This is a genomic window from Micromonospora echinofusca (genome assembly GCF_900091445.1).
Classification (GTDB): Bacteria; Actinomycetota; Actinomycetes; order Mycobacteriales; family Micromonosporaceae; genus Micromonospora; species Micromonospora echinofusca.
On sequence record NZ_LT607733.1, the window covers coordinates 3,394,558 to 3,414,139 of the forward strand.

Here is a 19,582-nt window from a genome sequence, read left to right on the forward strand (position 1 = left end):
CGCGCTCACGCCTTCTTCCCCGTTCCGGTCACGGCGCCGGACAGGGCCGTCGCCATCCGCATTCCTTCCGACCAGGCCACCGGCCCGACCTCGGTCAACCGCAGCGTCGGGCCGTCCACGACCGCCCAGGAGAGGGTGCCCAGGGTCGCCTCGGAGTCCCAGTAGTCCTCGTCGAACCACAGGGCGGCCTCGACGGTGCGGCCGGCCTCCCAGACGCGGCACCTGATCTGCGAGCCGGAGACCCGGAAGCCGAGCGTGGCGGCCCGGACGGCCAGCCGGTTGGGGACCTTGGTGCCGCGGAAGTCGGCGACCGTGGTGTCCCGCGCCCTGAGGTCGTCGGGCTTGTCCCAGGTGCCCCGGTGCAACTGCTCGATGCGCTGGGTCACGTCCAGTTCGTCGGCGAACTCGCGCAGGTCGGGCAGGTCGGGCAGGCGCACCGGGTGAGGCAGCGTGGCGGTCGCCGGCGAGAGCCGGACGGTGTCGCCGTCGAGGTTGACCACGCGCAGGTCGCCGCCGTCGGTGACGTCGCGCAGGAAGCCCGTCTCGGCCAGGTCGTCCCCGAGCACCACGAGGTCGCGCAGCGCGTGCTGCCAGGCCGGGTCCGGCCAGACGCGGGCCAGCAGCGCGGTCGGCACCGGCAGCGAGGACACCACCCAGGCGTCGACCCGGGCCAGGCACTCGGCGCCGTGCCGGTCCAGCCACTGGGCGAGCTGACGCAGCCGGTCCACCTCGGGGGCGTCACGCAGCACCTTCGGCAGAGTCTTCAGTGGACGGCCGCCGGCGCGCGGGCCGGTGGACCGGGCCGCCACCTTTCCGTCCACGAGAGAGATCTCGTACGAGTCCCCCACCGGTAGCCAGGCCATCAGGAACACCCTCCGCAGTGGCAGAACAGCCAGATTTCGTGAGGAATCGGCCGTGATCGACAACGAGGGCACGCTAACAGTAGTGACCGACACGACAGCGACCCATCGGCCGAGCAGCCGAGGCGGGGTCGGGGGGGAAGAGGACGGCGCGGCTCGCGGAAGCCGCAGGTCCGGCGTGCCGGAGCGCGCGGCGCAGGGCCGACGGCAGCCCCGGCGGGAGCCCACGGTGATGACCTAGGTCACACGGCGACCGGATGCGTCGAGATCGCCGAACTGGTCGGCAGGCTCGCGGGCCTGGACGGCGCTTCGAGGACCTGCGAACCGTCTACGTTCCGCACGCCGAGACCAGCAGTCCACGCGGCGTCCTGCGCGGCATCGACGACATCGTCGACGTCGTGCGGCGCACCAGCCCGGAGCACGAGGCGACGCAGCACTTCAACACCGACGTGGTGGTGGATCTCGACGGCGACCATGCCGACGTCAGCACCCATCAGCTCGTCTACTTCTCCCACCAGGGCGAGGCGCCGCACCGGGCGGCCGGCGTCCAGGCCCGGTACACCGCCGTACGGACACCGGCCGGCTGGCGATTGCGCGGGCTGAGATCTCGCCGCGCTGGCGACACGTCTCGTGATCGCAGCGGTAGGCCGACAGTCGCGACGCGAGCGGTGCTCTGGCGGGACGGCAGCGGTCGCCCGCCGCCGTCCCGGCGGAACCGTCGGCTCAGCAGGTGGTGTTGCCGGCCGGCACCCAGCCGTCCACGGACGGGTGCTCGGCGCCGTGACCGTAGATCCAGACGTCGTCGTCGACGGCCCAGACCTGACCGTGCCAGCGGAACCCGCGCCCGGCGGTCAGGGTGAGCAGCACGTGGCTGTGCGGCGCGGCGCGCAGCCAGGTGTTCTCGCGGAGGTTGCAGACGATGCCCCACGCGTCGCTCGCCGAGGCCGGCGCGGCGGGCACGGCCGAACCGGAAAGAACGACGGTCACGACCGTCAGTGCGTGCAGGAGCCGGCGTTTCACTCGTGTCCTCTCGACAATGGACGATGACGGACTCCGATTGTGGTCGATGCCCGGTCCCGACGCCACGGGAGGCCTCCTCGGGTGAACGGCCCGTGGTCGAAGCGACGGCGGCGGTCAGCCGGCGGGACGTCGCGGGTCGGGGTGCCGACCGGCGAACGCCTGCAACAGGGTCGTGACCGCGACGGTGAGGTCCGCACGGTTCGCGGCCGTACCGGGTGGCGGCGCGGTGCGCGCGCCCGCGCCGGCCAGCCGGTCGAAGAGCAGACCGTCGATGCAGGCGACGAGATGGTCGCCGGCCTGCCCGGGGTGCCGGGCGCCGGCGGCCGCCAGCATCGCCCTCGACTGCGCGCGCGATGCGTCGCCGTACGCGAGGATCGTCCGGAGTTCCGGGCGGTGCGTGGCCTCCAGCAGGCAGGCGTAGCGGGCGAGCGTGCGGTTGCGGGCGGTGCTCATCCACCGATCGAGCAGGGCGGCGATGCCGCCGGCCACCGCGACGACGTCGTCCGGCGCGAGTTCCGGGAGGTTTTCCCCGGCCGGCACCCCGGCGGCTTCCAGGTCGGCCCGGTCGAGGTCGGCGAGTCGGCGCACCACCGCTTCGATGAGCGCTGCGCGGGTGCGGAAGTACGCGGACGTGGTGCCCTGCGGCAGCCCGGCCCGCGCGTCGACGGCGCGGTGGGTGAGCCCGCGCATGCCGAGTTCGGCGAGTACGTCGATCGCGGCGTCGGTCAGGACCGCGAACCGGTCGGTCGGCACGGCGTCGCCACCTCCTTCCAGGGCGGTAGTATCTCTTTCTACACCTGTAGAAGGAGCGGCGATGACGCGGACGGCAGTGGTGGTCGGAGCCGGCATCGGCGGGCTGGGCGCGGCCATCGGCCTGCACCGCGCGGGCTGGCGGGTGACGGTGCTCGAACGTGCCGCCACCTTCCGCCCGGTCGGGGCGGGACTGGTCCTGCAAGCGAACGGGCTGCGCTGCCTGGACGCGCTGGGCCTCGGCACAGCCGTACGGCAGCGGGGCCGCGCCGACGTCTCCGGCGGCACCCGCAGAGCCGACGGCCGGTGGCTGGCCCGCATCGGGCCCGGCGAGCTTGCCCGCGCGCTCGGCACACCCGCCGTCGGCATCCACCGCGCCGCCCTGCACGAGATCCTGCTCGGCGCGCTGCCGGACGGCGTCGTGCTGACCGGCGCCGAGGTCCGCGCCGTCACCACGGACGGCGAGGTGAGCTACCAGGGCCGGGACGGAGCGGCCCGGACGAGCGCCGATCTCGTGATCGGCGCGGACGGCATCCACAGCACGGTGCGCGGACTGCTCTGGCCGGAGGCCGCCGCCCCCGCCCCCATCGGCGTGACCGCCTGGCGCGGGGTGACCCCGACCTGGGACGGCGAGCTCGTCGTCGCGATCAGCTGGGGCCGGGGCGCCGAGTTCGGCATGGTGCCGCTCACCGATGGCCGCGTCTACTGGTTCGCCTCCGTCAACGCCGCGCCCGGCGCGCTGGGCGGCGACGAGCTGGCCCGGGTGCGCGAGCGGTTCGGCGGCTGGCACGATCCGATCCCCGCCCTCATCGCCGCGACCGGCACCGTCCTGCGGGACGACCTCGCATGCCTGGACGAACCCCTGACGACGTACGTCAAGGGCCGGGTCGTCCTGATCGGCGACGCGGCGCACGCGATGACACCCAACCTCGGCCAGGGCGCCAACCAGGCGCTGGAGGACGCCGTCGTGCTCGCCTCCGTCGCCAGCCGCCCGGACGGGCCCCTCGCCTACGACCGGCGGCGCCGCCCGCGCAGCCAACGGGTGGCGAGGGCGTCGCGCGCCGTCGGCCGCTTCGGTCAGCAACTGGAGAACCCCGTCGCCGTGGCGGCCCGCGACGCCGTCCTGCGCCTCACCCCGCCCCGGCTGGCGCTGCGCTCGATGGCCCGCTACGCCGACTGGCGTCCGCCGTCGCTCGGCTGAGAGCGCGCCCGCGGGCCGCCCGGCAGGGGCGACGGACGGGCGGGGCGGGCGAGGCAGCCGGGCCGATGGGCGGGGGTGCCGACGGACGGTCGCGCCGAGGGCCGTTGCGCGGCATTCGCCAGGTTGATGCGAACCCCCGTCATCTGACATCGGCCGACAAACACAGTCGTATTTATTCTCGTCGATCGCGCTCCGTATGGGTGTCCACCGCCCACGCCGCCATACCGGGGCGCGCGGCGATTCCCCACCTCCGGGAGGAAATGTGTCCACCAGACTCGCAGGAAGAGCGCGCCGCTCGACGCTCGCCCTGTTCACCGGCGCGGCGCTGGCGACGCTGCTGTCCGTCACCGCGGCCGGCGCCGCGCCACTGGCCGGCCCGACGGACAGCCGCGCCACCGCCGCCGCCGTCGACGTGTACATGCAGGACACTTCCGCCGACGTGGGGATCGAGCCGCACGCGCTCAATCCCCTCTGGCAGAGCCCGGACATCAAGGTCTGCCACACCGCCGTCGAGTGCGCGACCAGCCAGAACCCGATCGTCGGCCAACGCAACTACATCTTCATCAAGCTGCGTAACCCCGGCCCGTACGGCGACAGCGTCATGGAGCAGGGCACGATCTTCGTCTACCGGACCACGCCCGGCGGCGGGGCGGCCTGGCCGGGCGCGTGGACGCAGATCGGGGCGATGGCGGTACCGGTCTACCCGGGGGTCACCTCGGTGACCATCCCGTGGGACGACGTGCCCGGGCCCGGTCACTTCTGCCTGCTGGCCCGCTGGGTCTCCCCCAACGACCCGATGACCTTCGAGGGCCCGGACATCGGCGTCAACACCCGCCACAACAACAACATCGCCTGGCGCAACGTCGACTCGGTGGCGCTGACCGCCGGCGGTCAGGCGCAGAGCCGCCCGTTCGCCATCGGCAACACCCTGACCCGTCCGGCCCGCAGCAGCGTGGTCTTCAGCCAGAACGGGGCCCCGTTCCAGACCGCCGGTGGCCGGCTCGTCGCCGACCTCGGCCCGACCCTGTTCGAGCGCTGGGTCAAGGGGGGCAAAGCTGGCAAGGGCGTGCGCGAGGTGGGCCGCAACCAGGTCGAGATCGTCGACATCGGCCAGGCCAGCCTGGACAACCTGGAGCTCAACCCCGGTGAGCGGCTCGCCTTCTCGCTGAGCTTCACGGCGACCGTGCCGACCCGGGAGAAGACCGCCGTCAACGTGACCCAGATCGGCCCGGACACCACCGGCGCCGCCCGGGCCGACCTCGGCGGCGTCCGCTACGACGTCACCGTCGGCCAGCGGGCCGGGTAGCCCTCCGAGAGCAGGAACGGAGGTCGCGGACGGGGCCCGCGACCTCCGTTCCACCCGTCCGGCCGGCACACGGCCAGACCCGCGTCGCCCGGCGCCGGACCCGCACGGCGAGGACGACCCGCGCGTACGCCGCCCGGCGCGGACGGGAACGCCGTTCGACGCGCGCGATGGCGGCGAAGTGGTGTCCGCTCAGCGCAGGCTGACCCAGGCGGTCGCCACCGCGTACCCGGCGGTGCGCGCACAGAGCTGGACCGGGCCGGCGGGCGGCACGCCCATCGAGAAGAAGCCCACCGCGTCCACCGGCACCTCCTCGTACGCGCCGACCGACGTGTGCGCGGTGACCCGACCGCCCCGGGCCGGCGAGAGCTGCCCGACGATGCCGGCCCGGGTCACCTCGATCTCGACGACGACCGCACCGGCCCGGAACGTCAGCGTGCGCGCCGATCCGGTGGACCGGGTGAGACCGGCCGGCTCCGGGTCGCAGGACGAGTCGAAGGTCAACTCGGCGAGCTCCAACTCGGCGTCGACGGTCCGCCACCCGTACGCGGCCAGCGCCCCGGCCACGAACTCCTCCGGCACCGGACCGGGCTCGCGCAGGGCGGCCCTCAACTCGGCCAGCAGGGCGTCGTCAGCGGCTGGCGGCCACGGCTCCATCCCGGTCACCTCCGCTCCCGTCGTTGCCCGGGTGCGCCCCGACGAACGGGGCGAGCGCCGGGCAGTTGCGCAGCTTGTGCAGGCACCGGGCCTGGGTGGGACCGACGCTGCCCACCGGCATGCCCAGCCGCGCCCCGATCTCGCGGTAGCTGACCGGCGGCTCGGCCATCAGCAGGGTGAGCAGTTCGCGGCAGCGCGGCGGCAACTGTGCGAACGCCTCCCGCAGCGCCTGCCGCCGCTCGGCGCGCAGCAGGTCCTCGTCGGGGGTGACCGGGTCCACCAGCAGGGACGCGCCGACGTGCCCGCCGACCGAGTCGTCGTACGGGTCGAACGGCTGGGTCCGCCGGCCGAGGCGCAGCAGTCGGTAGCACTCGCGCCGGGTGGTGGTGATCAGCCAGGCGGGCAGCGCGTTGGACTCCCGTAGCCGGCCCAACTGCTCCACGGCGCGCAGCCAGACGGTCTGGTTCACGTCCGCCGCGTCGACGTGGTCGAGGCCGTGGGACCGGATCACCGACAGCACCAGTGGCGTGTAGCGACGGACCAGCTCGCCCCACGCCCCCTCGTCGCCGCAGGAGGCGGCGGCGACCAGCCCGACCGTGCCGCGCTCGCTCATCCGGCCACCGCCCGGCACGCCGCTACCGGCCTCACGCGACGAGTACGCCGTAGTCGGGATGCCAGCGGGGGCCGGCGACCAGCGCGGCGTGGGCCGCCTCCGCGCTGAGCCCGGCGCTGGTCATCAACGCGGCCAGCCGGCCGGCGACGTGGCCGGTGGCGAACGAGGTGCCGACCCAGGCGGCGAATCCGTCGAAGTAGCGGGTGGGATGGCCCGGCAACGGGAGCCGGCCCCGGACGTAGGTGCTGTGCCGGTCCCCCAGGGCGCAGGCGTCCACCCACGACCCGTGGCTGCTGTAGGGCGCCGGCACCGGGCCGGTGGACCCGGCACTCACCGCGCCGACCGCCAGCACCCGGTCGAGGGCGGCCGGCCACGTCCGCCGGCTGGTGCCGGCGTTGCCCGCCGAGGCCACCACGGCTCTGCCGGGCAGCCCGGCCAGCGCGTCGACCAGTGGCAGCGGAGGTTGGTCGTCCTGGGTGAAGTAGCCCAGCGAGAGGTTGACCACCGACACCTGCGGACCGAGCCGCCCGAGCGCGGCGACCAGCATCTCCTCGTCGCCGACGCCGGTGGCGTCCAGCGCGGCCTCGGGATCGAGCCGTACGCCCGGCGCGGCCTGCCGGACCACTCCGGCGACGAACGTGCCGTGGCCGCCCTGAAGCGCCAGCACGTCCGCGCCGACGTAGACCGCGTCCTCGTCGTCGACCTCGGGCAGGTAACTGCCGCCCAGCCACTGCGGATGGCGGGAGCCGGCCTGCCGCCAGATGCCGGTGTCGCAGATTCCCACCGTCACTCCCGCGCCCTCACCGGCGCGCGCCGGATCCGGCGCCGGCAGGGCGGCGGCGACGCGCGGCGGGCCGCCCGGGTTGCCCATGATGTTGCCGAAGCCGACGAGCACGTGGTGCGGCTGGACCAGGGGAACCGGCTGCCCGGGCCACTGCTGCGGGTCGCGCAGCCTGGTCACCACCGACGGGATGTCGGTCTCGACGGCGAAGAGGAGCCGGGCGACCCCGCCGAAGCCGACGCCCTCGGTGACCGGATGGCCGTAGCCGCGCAGCCGAGCCACGACCCGCTGCACGTCGGGACCGGCCACCAGGAGCTGCCGTGGCCGGTGGAGGAACTCCCGGCCGGCGACGGCGTGCCGGCGCACGTCGGGGTCCGCGGCCAGGGCCTCCAGGAAGAGCCGCTGGTAGGTGGCGTCGGGTGACTCGCCGGCGGCGGCCGGCCCGCCCGCCCCGACGAGACCGAGCGGCGCCGCCGCAACGGCCAGGGTGGACCAGGCCACAAGCTGCCGGCGGGACAACCCGGCGGGCGGGCGCGGCACGAAGGAGTCGTCGGACGGCACCGGTCCTCCAAGCGGTCGGAGATGCGTGGTCGGCGACGGGCCGGGCAGCCACGGAAGCGCGCTCCGAGGCACCGGACGATTATTTCAAAGGATAGTCGGGTGTCAATTGATTGTCGTTCCGGCGACGGATTTCCGATACCGCCCGCGCGATTGACCGAGGAGCGCGACTGCGGGATTCTTCTGGCATGGCCGACAGCGCCGGTTCCGGTGCCGGCACGGCCCAGGCCGCGCTCGACGCCGTCCAGCGTTACCCCCGCGAGGCGATCGTCATCGGCCGGCGGGTCCTCGCCGCCGGGCACCCCGACGCCGACGAGCGCTCCACCGCCGAACGCGCCATCGGGCTGGCCCTGCGGGAGATCAACGACCTGCCGGGCGCCCTGCGGCACCTGCGCCGGGCGGTCCGGGCCGCCGACTCACCCCGGGTACGGGCGCTGGCGCGGATGAGCCTCGGGTACGTCCTGGCCAACGCCGGACGCACCGGCGCGGCGCTGCGCGCGGTGACCCTGGCCCTGCCCCGGCTCACCGGCGCCGACGCCGGCCGGGCCCGGATGCAGCGGGGCGTCGTGCTGCACTACCGGGGGCGGTTCGACGAGGCGGTCCGCGACTACGGCATCGCGGTTGAGGTCGCCCGGCGCGAGGGCGACCTGCTGCTGGAGGCCCGCGCGCGCAACAACCGCGGGCTCCTCAACGCCCACCGGGGCACCGGCCGCGACGCCGACGACGACCTGGCCCGCTCCGCGGCCATCTTCAGCCAGCTCGGGCTCGACCTGGCCGCCGCCGACGCCCGCTGGAACATCGGCATCGCCGCCGGGCAGCGCGGCGACGTCGCGGGCGCGCTGCGCGGCTTCGCCACGGTCAACGAGGAGTACCGCCGGCTGTCGGTGCCCCGGCCGGCACTGCTGCTGGACCGGTTCGAGCTGCTGTTGTCGGTGCCGCTGGTCGACGAGGCGGTCGAGGTCGCCACCACCGCCGTGTCGGAGCTGCGCCGGCGTGGCATGGCCTCGGATCTCGCCGAGGCGCTGCTGGCCCGGGCCCGCGCGGCCCTGCTCGCCGGTGACCTGGACACCGCCGCGACCGCCGCCGCCTCGGCGCGGGCCCGCTTCCGCCGGCAGGGACGCCGCATCTGGGCCGCCTTCGCCCGGCACGTCGAGTTGCGCGCCGAGTTCGCCCGGGGCAACCGTTCGGCGGCCCTGCTCACCGCCATGGTGCGCACCGCCGGGCAGCTCGACGCCACCGGCTGGCCCTCGCCGGCGCTGACCACCCGGATCGAGGCCGCCCGCCTGGCCGAGGCGTTGGGCCGGCCCGCCCGGGCCGCCGGGCTGCTGGCGGTGGCGGCCCGGGCGCACCGCCGGGGCACCGCGCCCCACCGCGCCCAAGGCTGGTACGCGCTCGCCCTGCGCCGCCGACTCGACGGTGACCTGCGGGGAGCGGCCCGGGCCCTGCGCCGGGGCCTGGCGGTGCTCGACGGTCACCGGGCCTCCCTGGGCGCCACCGAGCTACGCGCACACAGCGGGACGTACGGGCACGAACTGGCCGCCGAGGGCCTGGACATCGCCGTATGCGCGGGCACGCCCGCGCAGGTGCTGGCCTGGGCGGAGCGCTGGCGGGCCAACGCCCTGCGGATGCGCGCGGTACAGCCGCCACAGGATCCCGAACTGGCCGCCGCCCTGGCCGAGCTGCGGATGGTCAGCGCCGCCCTGGAGGACGCGCTGCTCGTCGGTCACCCGGTGCACACGCTGCGCCGCAGCCAGGGCCGGCTCGAACAGCGCATCCGGGAACTGGCGCGCGGAGTGGACGGCGCCGCGCGGGGCGCCGCCGGTGACGGCCTGGTGGCACCGCCCTCGGTGCGGGCCCTCGCCGCCGCGCTGGGCGACGCCGTGCTGCTGGAACTGGTGACGCACGGGCGCCGGCTGCGGGCGGTGCTCGTCCGCGACGGGCGGACCAGCCTGCACGACCTCGGTCCGCTCGACGAGGCGCTGGGTCGGGCCCGACGGCACCGCTTCGGCCTGCGCCGGCTGGTCACCACCGGCGACTCGGCCAGCGCCCGGGCCGGCGTCGAGTTCGCCGCCACCGCGCTCGACCGGCAGCTCTTCGACCCCGTACGCCGGCTCCTGGGCGACCGGCCACTGGTGATCGTCCCGATCGGCGCGCTGCACGCCGTGGCCTGGTCCGGCCTGCCGACCTGCGTCGGCCGCCCGGTGACGGTGGCGCCCTCGGCGACGGTCTGGTTGCGCGCCGCCGGTCGGATCGTCCCGACCGGCCCGCCGGTGCTGGTGGCCGGGCCCCGGCTGCCCGCCGCCGAGACCGAGGTACGCCAGCTCGGCGCCGCCCTACCCGGCGCCCGCCACCTCACCGGTTGCCACGCCACGGCCGACGCCGTCACCGACGCGCTGAACGCCACCGCGCTGGCGCACGTCGCCGCACACGGCACCTTCCGCGCCGACAACCCGCTCTTCTCCACCCTTGAGCTGGCCGACGGGCCGTTGACCGCGTACGAGTTGGAGCGGCTGACCCACCCACCTGGCTGTGTGGTGCTCTCCGCCTGCGACTCGGGCCTCTCCGGCGTCCGGCCCGGCGACGAGGTCATGGGTTTCACCGCCGTGCTGCTTGCCCTGGGTGCGCGCACCCTGATCGCGGCCGTGCTGCCGGTCCCGGCCGACCTGACCACCGCGCTGATGCTGGACCTGCACCGGCGGATGCGCGCTGGCGCCGCCCCGGCGGTGGCGCTCGCCGATGCCCAGCGCGCATTCGCCGCGGGGGGCGCAGCCGCGCACGCCACCGCCGCCGCCTTCGTCTGCTTCGGCGCCGGCTGAGCGGCGCGGCCGGAAGGGCGGTGTTTCGGCCCGCACGAGGCGGGGCACAGACCGCAGCCGACGACAGATTCCTCGGCCCGTCCCGCGGGACGGGCCGACGCATACCCGGGGCGCGATGCCGGTAGAAGACCCTGACGGACGGGTGTCGTGTCGTAGGACGCCCCGATCGACGACATGTGACGAGGGAGAACCAACCGATGGCGGCTGAAGGCAGCACCAAAGCCGTGGTGACGGCCCTGATCGCGAACCTGGGCATCGCGGTGAGCAAGTTCGTCGCGGCCGCGATGACCGGCTCGGCGTCGATGCTCGCCGAGGGCGTGCACTCGGTCGCGGACTCGACCAACCAGGCGCTGCTGCTGATCGGCGGCAAACGCGCCCGCCGCGCCCCCTCGGCGCTGCACCCGTTCGGGTACGCCCGGGAACGCTACATCTACGCCTTCATCGTCGCGATCGTGCTCTTCAGCATCGGAGGCCTGTACGCCCTCTACGAGGGCTATCACAAGATCAGCGACCCGCACGAGCTCACCTCGCCCCTGATCGCCGTCGCCGTCCTGGTCATCGCGATCGCGTTGGAGAGCTACGCCCTGTACACCGCCGTGAAGGAGGCCAACAAGGTTCGCGGCAACCGGGGCTGGGTCTCCTTCGTTCGCCACGCCCGCGCTCCCGAACTGCCGGTGATCCTGCTCGAGGACGCGGGCGCCCTGCTCGGCCTGGTCTTCGCGCTGGGCGGCGTGGGGCTCAGCGTGCTCACCGGCAACGCCATCTTCGACGGCATCGCCACCCTGTGCATCGGTGCCCTCCTGGTCGTCATCGCGGTCGTCCTCGCCGCCGAGACCAAGAGCCTGCTCATCGGCGAGGCCGCCCTGCCCGAAGAGATCACCGCAATCCACACCGAACTGGTGTCCACCCCGGGCGTGGACGGCGTCATCCACCTGCGCACCCTGCACCTCGGACCGGAAGACCTCCTGGTCGCGGCGAAGATCGCCATCGGAACCGTCGACCGGGGAGCCGACGTCGCCGCCACGATCGACGACGCCGAGGCGAGAATCCGCAGGGTGCTGCCCACCGCTACGGCGATCTACCTCGAGCCCGACATCGACCGTCGGTCCGTCCCGGCAGTCGAGCCGGCCGGTCACAGCGGCTGAGCCCTCCGAGTCGAACGAGAGGTGCCTGCGACGTCGGCGGCCCGGTGCGGGAAGGCGTCCCACACCGGGCCGTACGCGGTCAGCTCGCGGTGCAGGTGGGGGTGCCGGTCGGTCCGGTTCCGGTGCCCTGGAAGCCGAACTCGGTGGTGGTCCCGGCGGCCATCCGGCCGTTGTAGTCGACGTTCTGGAACGTCACGGCGCCGGTGGCGCCGCTGCCGCGCGCGCTCCAGGTGTTGGTGACCGTCGCGCCGCCCGGCAGGGTGAGGGCGACCGCCCAGCCGTTGATCGGCGAGGCTCCGGCGGTGACCCGTACCGTGGCGACGAAGCCGCCGGTCCACGAGTTCAGCGACACCGACGCGGCACAGCCACCGGACGGCGGCGGGGAGCTGGGCGGCGGGGTCGTCGGGGGCGCGGTGGTCGGGGGCGGCGTGCTGGTGCCGGCGTTCAGGGCTTCGAGGGTGGCGGTGTATGCCGGCTTCTTGTTGCCGTTGCCGTCGAAGAGCAGGGGGGTGCCGCTGGCTCGCCAGGAGTCGGTGTCGCGGATGCCCCAGACGGTGATGCCGGTGCAGCGGGTGACGGCGAGGCAGTCGGTGACGACGTTGCGGTAGGTGGCGGCCTGGCTGCTGCCGGAGCCTTCGATGTCGAGTTCGGTGATTTGGACGTCGACGCCGAGCGCCGCGAAGCTGGACAGGGTGGTGCGGTAGTTGCCCGGGTAGGGCGAGCCGCTGTTGAAGTGCGACTGCAGGCCGACGCAGTCGATGGGCACGCCACGCTGCTTGAAGTCGCGGACCATGGCGTAGACGGCCTGGGTCTTGGCGTGGCTCCAGTCGTCGGTGTTGTAGTCGTTGTAGCAGAGTTTGGCGTCGGGGTCGGCGGTGCGTGCGGCGCGGAAGGCGGCCTCGATCCAGTCGTTGCCGGTGCGTTGCAGGTTGGAGTCGCGACGCGCGCCGGTGCTGCCGTCGGCGAAGGCTTCGTTGACGACGTCCCAGGAGTGGATTTTGCCGCGGTAGTAGGTGGCGACCCGGGTGACGTGGTTGAGCATGGCGGCGCGCAGGGCGGTGCCGGACATGTTCTGCATCCAGGCGGGTTGTTGTGAGTGCCAGGCGAGGGTGTGACCGCGTACCTGCATGCCGTTGGCGCGGGCGTGGTTGACGATGCGGTCGGCGTTGGTGAAGGTGAACTGGTTCTGCTGCGGCTCGGTGGCGTCGATCTTCATCTCGTTCTCGGGCGTGACCGAGTTGAACTCGCGGTTCAGGATCCCGACGTAGGTGGTGTCGGAGAGCTTGTGCGCCGCCACCGCAGCACCGAAGTAGCGCCCCTTCTCGGCGGCGGACGCCCCCAGGGTCGTGCCGGCGTTGGCGCCGGACGCCACCGCCATCGTCGCGGCGGCGACGGAGAGACCGACCACGACCGACGCCAGCGCGACGCGCGGCCGCCTGCGGGCCACCGGGCGCCCGCCGGCGGGGGTTGGATTGTTGTCCATGGCAGAGCCTTTCGATGAATCGAACGGATGGGCAGGGCCGCCTCGACAACCGCCCGCCACGGTGGGGCCGATGGAGTGGTCGCCCGGAGACCACGCCGCCGTCAGCATCCTCAGCACCGTGTGTTGATCGAAGCCCTTCCATCGGACCGTATCGGAACGTGTCCGGAACCTCAACGCCCGATTATCGGATTCTTCCGGCGCTGGCGTTCCGCTCCGCTCGCCCCGTCGGAGCCTCACCCGGCCGAACGGCCGTCCCGCAGCCGGCCCGGACGTCGGAAGTTTCGGAACTCAACCCACACCGTGGCGGAGGACATCGACCATGACGGCCGGTTCGATGGTGGACGGTCGATCGCTGACCTGCCCGTCGCCGAGCTCGACGATCCGCCATCCGCCGTCGGCGCGCAGGGCCAGGTCCACGGTCACGAACGGCAGTCCCAGCGCCGCCACCGACCCGCTGACCAACCCCGCATCGAACGCCTCCGGCGGGGTGTCGTGCGGGCTGTCGGGGTGGGCGCCGACCAGGACGCAGACGCCGTCCACCCACCACGAACGGACCTCGGCGCCGGTGAACCGCTCGAACCGGCGCAGCACCAGGCCGCCCACGAGATCGTCCCCGCGCAGCTCGACGAAGCGGCTCGCGACCCGCCAGGCGGCCTCGCCGTCGTCGAGATCCGGGATGAACGCCGCCTCGTGCCAGTGGTGCTTCATCGACTTGGTGAAGTCGCGCAGCACCGCCGCCCCGCCGCCGAGCGCGTGCCGCGCCCGGTCGAAGTCGGCGCGCCGCGTCCCGACCGTCCACGCCGAGCGCGGCGTCAGCTCGGCCAGGCCCGGATACCAGCCGGGCAGCTCGTGGGCGCGCCGGTACTGCTCCCCGGTCGTCCGCAGGGCGACACCCCGACGGGCCAGCGCGTCGGCGAAGGCGGCGTACCGCTCGCTGCGCAGCATCCAGCCCCGGTAGACCGCGACGCCCTCCCCGGTCACCCGCGACACCGCTCGCGGCACGTCGTCGCCACGGGCCAACGCGTCGTGGTCGACGACGGCGACCTCGACGCCGGCGTCCCGGGCGGCGTGCGCCTCCGGGGCGAAGTGGGCATCCGGGTGCCGCGGACGCAGGGGGTCCACCGGAACGAGCAACAGCACGGGTGCATGCTCCCCCATCGACGCCGACGACGCGAGTGCCGCCGCACGGCGTGGATCTGTCCGTCGCCCACCCGGACCGAAGCGTCGGCCCCCGTCCCTATGCTGAGCCGATGGAGCTGGAGTTCAGCGGCGAGCTGTGGTTCTGGCGGGGGCCGGCGCCGTGGCACTTCGTCACCGTCACCGAGGACGGCGGTCAGGAGCTGGCCGTGCGCGCCGCGGGGGTCAGCTACGGCTGGGGCATGATCCCGGTCGCGGCGCGGATCGGGCAGACCGGCTGGCGCACCTCGCTGTTCCCGAAGGACGGGCGCTACCTCGTGCCGGTGAAGGCGGCCGTACGACGGGCCGAGGGGCTGGCGGTGGGCGACGAAGTGACCGTCCGCCTGGTCGTCGACGGCTGAACGGCCGGCTCCACCCCACGGCGTACGCACATCTTTCCTGATCGCAGGAGTAGCGCCGGCGGGGTCCAGGGGGTAGAAACATGCCATCCCTTCCATCTCGACGTGAAGCAAGCACGCGGCGGCGAGAGAGCGCTCTCACAGATGCGCTTTCCCCACTGTCGTCCCCGGCGGCAGGTCGACGACGACCGGCCGACACCGGCGCACCCACCCTCGCACCGCGCCGGAGCACCTACCCCCACCGCGTCGCCGCGCCCGGCACCCGCCCCGGCCGGCGGAGAGGAACTCCGATGAGAATGCAGTCCCCCGACGAGCGACGGCGACTGCGCCGCGCGCTCGCGCTCGGTCTGGCACTGGCGGCGGTCGCCGGCACGACCGGCACGGCGGCCGCCGCCGGCCCGGCCCGCCACGGGGCCCCGGACTTCGGGCCCAACGTGACGATCTTCGATCCCGACACACCGCTCGCCGAGATCCAGGCGACCCTCGACGCGGCACACGCCCGACAGGTCGACGCCGAAATGGGCACCGCGCGGCACGCGTACCTCTTCAAGCCCGGCAGCTACGGCACGCCCGCGCAGCCCCTCCAGGCGAAGGTCGGCTACTACACCGAGGTCTCCGGCCTGGGCGCCTCCCCCACCGACGTCACCGTCACCGGCAAGATCGAGGCCTACAACCGCTGCCTCACCGACGGCGGCACCGGCAACTGCATCGCCCTGGTCAACTTCTGGCGCACCCTGTCGAACCTGTCGCTGTCCGTCAACGCCACCGGCCAGGACGGCTGCCGGTCCTCGGCGAACTTCTGGGCGGTCTCCCAGGCGGTGTCCATGCGCCGCCTCGACATCAGCGGCGGCGGCCTGTCGCTGATGGACTACTGCACCGCCGGCCCCCAGTACGCCAGCGGCGGCTTCATCGCCGACTCCCGGCTGCCCGCCACCACCAACGGCTCCCAGCAGCAGTGGCTCACCCGCAACAGCGAGGTCGAGAGCTGGTCCAACGCGGTGTGGAACCAGGTCTTCGCGGGCACCGTGGGTGCCCCCGACGACGCCGACTTTCCCGACCCGCCCTACACCACGCTGGAAACGACGCCGCTGAGCAGGGAGAAGCCGTACCTGTTCGTCGACGACCACGGCAGGTACCACGTACGGGTCCCCGCCGCCCGGCGCGACACCCGGGGCGTCTCCTGGGCCGACGGCATGACGCCGGGCCGCACCATCGGCATCCGGGACTTCTTCGTCGCCAAGCCCTCCGACCCGGTGCACGTCATCAACGCCCAGCTCGCCCGCGGCAGGCACCTGCTGCTGACCCCCGGCGTGTACGACATCGCCCGCAGCATCGAGGTCAGGCGGCCCGACACCGTGGTCCTCGGCATCGGCCACGCCACGCTGACGGCCGGGAACGGCGCGATCCCGCTGGACGTCGCCGGCGTGCCCGGCGTGGTCGTCGCCGGGGTCACCGTCGATGCCGGCCGCACCGAGTCGCCGGTGCTGCTGCGGGTCGGCCACCGGCACGGCCGCAACGCCAGCACCCCGCGCAACCCGATCACGCTCTCCGACGTCTACTTCCGCGTCGGCGGGCCGCACGTCGGCAGGACGCACACCGCGCTGGAGGTCAACGCCGACCACGTCCTCATCGACCACACCTGGGTGTGGCGCGGGGACCACGGCGTCGAGGGCTTCACCGAGGGCGTCAACGGCGACACCGACCGCTGGCGGACCAACACCGGTCGCTACGGCGCCGTCATCAACGGCGACCACGTGACGGCCACCGGCCTCTTCGTCGAGCACTTCCAGCGGTACAACACGGTCTGGAACGGCGAGCACGGCACGACGGTGCTCTACCAGAACGAGCTGCCGTACGACCCGCCGACGCAGGCGGACTGGATGAACGGCAGGACCCGGGGATGGGCCGGCTACAAGGTCGGCGACCGGGTGCGCCACCACACCCTGCACGGCGGCGGGGTGTACGTGTTCAACCAGAACAACCCGTCGATCCGCACCGAGAACGGCTTCGAGGTCCCCGTCACCCCGGGCGTGCGGCTGCACCACGTCATGACCGTCAACCTGAGCGCCGGCACGATCGACCACGTGGTCAACGGCGTGGGCGAGGCGGCCGACACGACGCGGGTCGGCGCGCCCGTCTACGTCACCCGCTACCCCGCGCGGTAGCCGAGTACGGGCCCGGGCCGGACGGGGCGCGCACCCCGTCCGGCCCGGTCGTCAGCCTGCGCAGTTGTTGTTGCGCGCGGGCTGGGTCAGCTTCTCCTGGGTGCCGAACTTCGCGTAGACCCGCAGGTAGCACGGCAGCTCGACGTCGCCGTAGTAGCTCTGCACCTCGTCGTCGTAGTGCGTGGTGCCGCTCTGCGCGACCTGCCAACCGCCGGCGTCACCCGACTGGATCTCCCAGTAGACGTCGCCCGAGCAGCCCTGGAGGCCCTGCGACCAGGCGATGATGTTGGCCCCGTTGTAGATCTCGGACTGCACGAGCGTGCAGCTCGCGGCCTGCGCCGGGCTGGCGCCGACGAGCAGCCCCACGGTCAGCATCGCTCCGGCTCCGATCGCCGACATCAATCTGCGCATGCTCGATCTCCTTCACGGTGGACGGCAGGTGGGTCCACAGGAGGGTATCGAATCTCGGAGATTAGCTCCATGAGCACGGTCGATGTCGGCGAAAAGTTTTACCGCCCTTCCGCCATCCCGGTCGGCCACCGAGATGTGCCGCGCCAAGGCCGCCGGCCTGACCATCCTGCTGTCCATCGGTGGCGCGACCGCCGGGATCGACCTCAGCTCGGCGGCCGTCGCCGACCGGTTCGTCGCGACCGTCGTACCGATCCTCAAGCGGTACAACTTCGACGGCATCGACATCGACATCGAGACCGGGCTCACCGGCAGCGGGAACATCTCCCAACTCTCCCCGTCACAGGCCAACCTCATCCGCATCATCGACGGGGTGCTCGCCCAGATGCCGGCGGGCTTCGGCCTCACCATGGCGCCGGAGACCGCGTACGTCACCGGCGGCAGCGTCACCTACGGCTCGATCTGGGGCGCGTACCTGCCGGTCATCAAGCGGTACGCCGACAACGGCCGGCTCTGGTGGCTGAACATGCAGTACTACAACGGCAGCATGTACGGCTGCTCCGGCGACTCGTACCCGGCCGGGACCGTGCAGGGCTTCACCGCCCAGACCGACTGCCTCAACGCCGGGCTGGTCGTCCAGGGCACCACCATCCGCGTCCCGTACGACAAGCAGGTCCCCGGGCTGCCGGCGCAGCCCGGCGCCGGGGGCGGACACATGGCCCCGGCGACGGTGGCCCAGGCGTGGAACACCTACCCGGGCGGCCTGAAGGGCCTGATGACCTGGTCGCTGAACTGGGACGGGTCGAGGGGCTGGACGTTCGGCGACAACGTCCGAGCCCTCCAGGGCCGCTGAGCCGCCGGCCACCCCCGGGCGCCGACCGAGCGGGTCCGCCCCCGGCCAGGAGGAGGGGGCGGGCCCGTGGTCGGCGGCGTACACGGACGCCCTCCGACCGGAGCGCACGGGCGGGATCCGGCAGCCGGGCGGGCGTCAGCCGGGCGGGGCGGGCGTCAGCCGGCCAACCAGCCGCGGATCTCGTCGCCGTGTTCGTCGAGCCCCGGCGGCGGCAGGTCGTAGCGCGGCGGGGTGGCGCTCAGGCCGATCGGGTTGCGGACGCCGGGCACGCCGCCGGCGCTGACCACCGGGTCGAGCCCGAGTTGCCGGGCCAGGTCGACGCCACCGGCGACGGTGTTGATCGGGCTGCACGGCACGCCCGCCGCGCGCAGGTCCCGGAACCACTCGTCGCGGGTGCGCTCGGCCAGGCGCGCGACCAGGATGGGCCGCAGTGCCTCCCGGTTGACCGTGCGGTCCTGGTTGCGTGCGAAGCGGGGGTCGTCGGGCAGGCCGGGCAGGCCGAGCACGTGGCACAGCTTGCGGAACTGCCCGTCGTTGCCGGCGATGACGACGAGGTCGCCGTCGGCGGTGGGCAGCGGCTCGTACGGGAACAGGCTCGGGTGTCCGTTGCCCATCCGGAACGGCGTCGCGCCCCCGGCGACGTGGCCGCTGCTCTGGTTGACCAGGCCCGACAGCGCGGCGGAGAGCAGGTCCACCTCGACGTGCTGGCCGGTGCCGCAGCGGTCGCGGTGGTGCAGGGCGGCGAGGATGCCGACGGCCGCGTGCAGGCCGGCGATCACGTCGAACACGGCGACCCCGGCCTTGTAGGGCGGCCCGTCCGGCTCGCCGGTGAGGCTCATCAGGCCGGACGCGGCCTGGACCACGAGGTCGTAGCCGGGCAGATCGGCGCCGGCGCCAGCGCCGAACCCGCTGATCGAGGCGTAGACGATCCGCTCGTTGAGGGCCACGACGCTGTCGTAGTCGAGGCCGAAGCGCCGCAGCCCGCCGGGCCGGAAGTTCTGGATCATGACGTCGGAGCGGCGGACGAGCTCCCGGGCGACGTCCAGGTCGGCGGGGTCGGCGAGGTCGAGGGCGATGGAGCGCTTGTTGCGGTTGACGCCGAGGTAGTAGGTGGAGGTCCCCTCCCGCACGGGCGGCAGCCAGGTCCGGGTGTCGTCCCCGCCGGGCCCCTCCACCTTGATCACCTCGGCGCCGAGGTCGGCGAGGAGCATGGTCGCGTACGGGCCGGCGAGGATGCGTGAGAAGTCGGCGACGAGGACGCCGCTGAGCGGCCCGGATCGTTGCTCTGCCATCGTCCGCGCCCCTCCCCCGTCGACGCCACGCCCCGGCGCGTCGTGGCCCGCCGGGTGCCGACGTCCGGCGCGTCGATGGAAGGACCACGATGGCACAGCGGACGCGGCGGCCGTCGCTCGCCCCGGCGGCGGGTGGCAACGG

At 73.7% G+C, this 19,582-nt stretch carries 16 protein-coding genes and 2 pseudogenes; 8 read left to right on the forward strand and 10 right to left on the reverse strand.

The features are described 5' to 3' along the window. Positions 1–5: 5 nt before the first annotated feature. Positions 6–863: a DUF4132 domain-containing protein gene (locus GA0070610_RS14830; protein WP_089003514.1), complete on the reverse strand. Its 858-nt coding sequence runs from the start codon at positions 861–863 to the stop codon at positions 6–8. 254 nt (positions 864–1,117) lie between these two features. On the opposite strand from GA0070610_RS14830, the pseudogene GA0070610_RS31955 reads away from it, so the two are divergent. Next, positions 1,118–1,402, forward strand: a pseudogene (locus GA0070610_RS31955) (nuclear transport factor 2 family protein); the annotation flags it as partial. A 181-nt stretch (positions 1,403–1,583) separates the two neighbouring features. Here the strand turns inward: GA0070610_RS31955 and GA0070610_RS31420 are convergent. Both GA0070610_RS31420 and GA0070610_RS14845 read right to left on the reverse strand, forming a co-directional pair. After that, complete coding sequence (locus tag GA0070610_RS31420; protein WP_231926129.1) at positions 1,584–1,847, reverse strand: hypothetical protein; 264 nt, start codon at positions 1,845–1,847, stop codon at positions 1,584–1,586. A gap of 147 nt (positions 1,848–1,994) precedes the next feature. Beyond that, complete coding sequence (locus GA0070610_RS14845) at positions 1,995–2,633, reverse strand: TetR/AcrR family transcriptional regulator (RefSeq protein ID WP_089000584.1); 639 nt, start codon at positions 2,631–2,633, stop codon at positions 1,995–1,997. Between the two features lie 61 nt (positions 2,634–2,694). On the opposite strand from GA0070610_RS14845, the gene GA0070610_RS14850 reads away from it, so the two are divergent. Beyond that, entirely contained in the window at positions 2,695–3,831 is a 1,137-nt protein-coding gene (locus GA0070610_RS14850; RefSeq protein ID WP_089000585.1) for an FAD-dependent monooxygenase, read from the forward strand. A gap of 262 nt (positions 3,832–4,093) precedes the next feature. Next, the gene (locus GA0070610_RS14855; RefSeq protein WP_089000586.1) at positions 4,094–5,137 is read left to right on the forward strand and encodes a hypothetical protein; all 1,044 of its coding nucleotides are present in this window, start codon (positions 4,094–4,096) and stop codon (positions 5,135–5,137) included. A 189-nt stretch (positions 5,138–5,326) separates the two neighbouring features. Here GA0070610_RS14855 and GA0070610_RS14860 read toward each other — a convergent pair whose 3' ends face one another. Genes GA0070610_RS14860 through GA0070610_RS14870 form a run of 3 tightly spaced genes read right to left on the reverse strand, consistent with a single transcriptional unit; the run spans position 5,327 to position 7,746 of the window. Beyond that, positions 5,327–5,791 (reverse strand): hypothetical protein, encoded by a 465-nt coding sequence (locus tag GA0070610_RS14860; protein WP_089000587.1) that lies wholly within the window; start codon positions 5,789–5,791, stop codon positions 5,327–5,329. After that, positions 5,766–6,404: an RNA polymerase sigma factor gene (locus GA0070610_RS14865; protein ID WP_089000588.1), complete on the reverse strand. Its 639-nt coding sequence runs from the start codon at positions 6,402–6,404 to the stop codon at positions 5,766–5,768. The genes GA0070610_RS14860 and GA0070610_RS14865 overlap by 26 nt, the downstream gene beginning before the upstream one ends. Before the next feature lie 31 nt (positions 6,405–6,435). Further along, on the reverse strand, positions 6,436–7,746 hold the full coding sequence (locus GA0070610_RS14870; protein ID WP_231926130.1) for a S8 family peptidase: 1,311 nt from the start codon (positions 7,744–7,746) through the stop codon (positions 6,436–6,438). A 185-nt stretch (positions 7,747–7,931) separates the two neighbouring features. On the opposite strand from GA0070610_RS14870, the gene GA0070610_RS14875 reads away from it, so the two are divergent. Beyond that, positions 7,932–10,559: a CHAT domain-containing protein gene (locus GA0070610_RS14875; RefSeq protein WP_089000589.1), complete on the forward strand. Its 2,628-nt coding sequence runs from the start codon at positions 7,932–7,934 to the stop codon at positions 10,557–10,559. A gap of 197 nt (positions 10,560–10,756) precedes the next feature. Next, positions 10,757–11,704, forward strand: coding sequence for a cation diffusion facilitator family transporter (locus tag GA0070610_RS14880; RefSeq protein ID WP_089000590.1), 948 nt, complete (start codon positions 10,757–10,759; stop codon positions 11,702–11,704). A gap of 79 nt (positions 11,705–11,783) precedes the next feature. Here GA0070610_RS14880 and GA0070610_RS14885 read toward each other — a convergent pair whose 3' ends face one another. Together GA0070610_RS14885 and GA0070610_RS14890 are read right to left on the reverse strand one after the other, a co-directional pair. Then, positions 11,784–13,187: an endo-1,4-beta-xylanase gene (locus tag GA0070610_RS14885; RefSeq protein ID WP_089000591.1), complete on the reverse strand. Its 1,404-nt coding sequence runs from the start codon at positions 13,185–13,187 to the stop codon at positions 11,784–11,786. 288 nt (positions 13,188–13,475) lie between these two features. Next, the gene (locus GA0070610_RS14890) at positions 13,476–14,327 is read right to left on the reverse strand and encodes an ATP-grasp domain-containing protein (RefSeq protein WP_172896528.1); all 852 of its coding nucleotides are present in this window, start codon (positions 14,325–14,327) and stop codon (positions 13,476–13,478) included. Between the two features lie 110 nt (positions 14,328–14,437). On the opposite strand from GA0070610_RS14890, the gene GA0070610_RS14895 reads away from it, so the two are divergent. Then, entirely contained in the window at positions 14,438–14,725 is a 288-nt protein-coding gene (locus GA0070610_RS14895) for a DUF1905 domain-containing protein (protein ID WP_089000593.1), read from the forward strand. A 293-nt stretch (positions 14,726–15,018) separates the two neighbouring features. Beyond that, positions 15,019–16,887 carry an adenylyl cyclase gene (locus GA0070610_RS14900; protein ID WP_089000594.1) on the forward strand — a complete coding sequence of 623 codons (1,869 nt, stop codon included), beginning with the start codon at positions 15,019–15,021 and terminating at the stop codon, positions 16,885–16,887. 51 nt (positions 16,888–16,938) lie between these two features. On the opposite strand, the gene GA0070610_RS14905 is transcribed toward GA0070610_RS14900, so the two are convergent. Then, positions 16,939–17,298, reverse strand: coding sequence for a hypothetical protein (locus tag GA0070610_RS14905; protein WP_157747160.1), 360 nt, complete (start codon positions 17,296–17,298; stop codon positions 16,939–16,941). Between the two features lie 130 nt (positions 17,299–17,428). Here GA0070610_RS14905 and GA0070610_RS14910 point away from each other — a divergent pair. Next, a pseudogene (locus GA0070610_RS14910) lies at positions 17,429–18,148 on the forward strand (glycosyl hydrolase family 18 protein); the annotation flags it as partial. A 155-nt stretch (positions 18,149–18,303) separates the two neighbouring features. Here the strand turns inward: GA0070610_RS14910 and GA0070610_RS14915 are convergent. After that, on the reverse strand, positions 18,304–19,440 hold the full coding sequence (locus tag GA0070610_RS14915) for a CaiB/BaiF CoA transferase family protein (RefSeq protein ID WP_089000596.1): 1,137 nt from the start codon (positions 19,438–19,440) through the stop codon (positions 18,304–18,306). Positions 19,441–19,582 lie beyond the last annotated feature (142 nt).

Coding starts and splice junctions, on each gene's coding strand:
- GA0070610_RS14830 (WP_089003514.1), bottom strand. CDS start 863: ATGGCCTGGCTACCGGTGGGGGACTCGTACGAGATCTCTCTCGTGGAC.
- GA0070610_RS14850 (WP_089000585.1), top strand. CDS start 2,695: ATGACGCGGACGGCAGTGGTGGTCGGAGCCGGCATCGGCGGGCTGGGC.
- GA0070610_RS14860 (WP_089000587.1), bottom strand. CDS start 5,791: ATGGAGCCGTGGCCGCCAGCCGCTGACGACGCCCTGCTGGCCGAGTTG.
- GA0070610_RS14865 (WP_089000588.1), bottom strand. CDS start 6,404: ATGAGCGAGCGCGGCACGGTCGGGCTGGTCGCCGCCGCCTCCTGCGGC.
- GA0070610_RS14875 (WP_089000589.1), top strand. CDS start 7,932: ATGGCCGACAGCGCCGGTTCCGGTGCCGGCACGGCCCAGGCCGCGCTC.
- GA0070610_RS14880 (WP_089000590.1), top strand. CDS start 10,757: ATGGCGGCTGAAGGCAGCACCAAAGCCGTGGTGACGGCCCTGATCGCG.
- GA0070610_RS14885 (WP_089000591.1), bottom strand. CDS start 13,187: ATGGACAACAATCCAACCCCCGCCGGCGGGCGCCCGGTGGCCCGCAGG.
- GA0070610_RS14895 (WP_089000593.1), top strand. CDS start 14,438: ATGGAGCTGGAGTTCAGCGGCGAGCTGTGGTTCTGGCGGGGGCCGGCG.
- GA0070610_RS14900 (WP_089000594.1), top strand. CDS start 15,019: ATGCAGTCCCCCGACGAGCGACGGCGACTGCGCCGCGCGCTCGCGCTC.
- GA0070610_RS14905 (WP_157747160.1), bottom strand. CDS start 17,298: ATGCGCAGATTGATGTCGGCGATCGGAGCCGGAGCGATGCTGACCGTG.
- GA0070610_RS14915 (WP_089000596.1), bottom strand. CDS start 19,440: ATGGCAGAGCAACGATCCGGGCCGCTCAGCGGCGTCCTCGTCGCCGAC.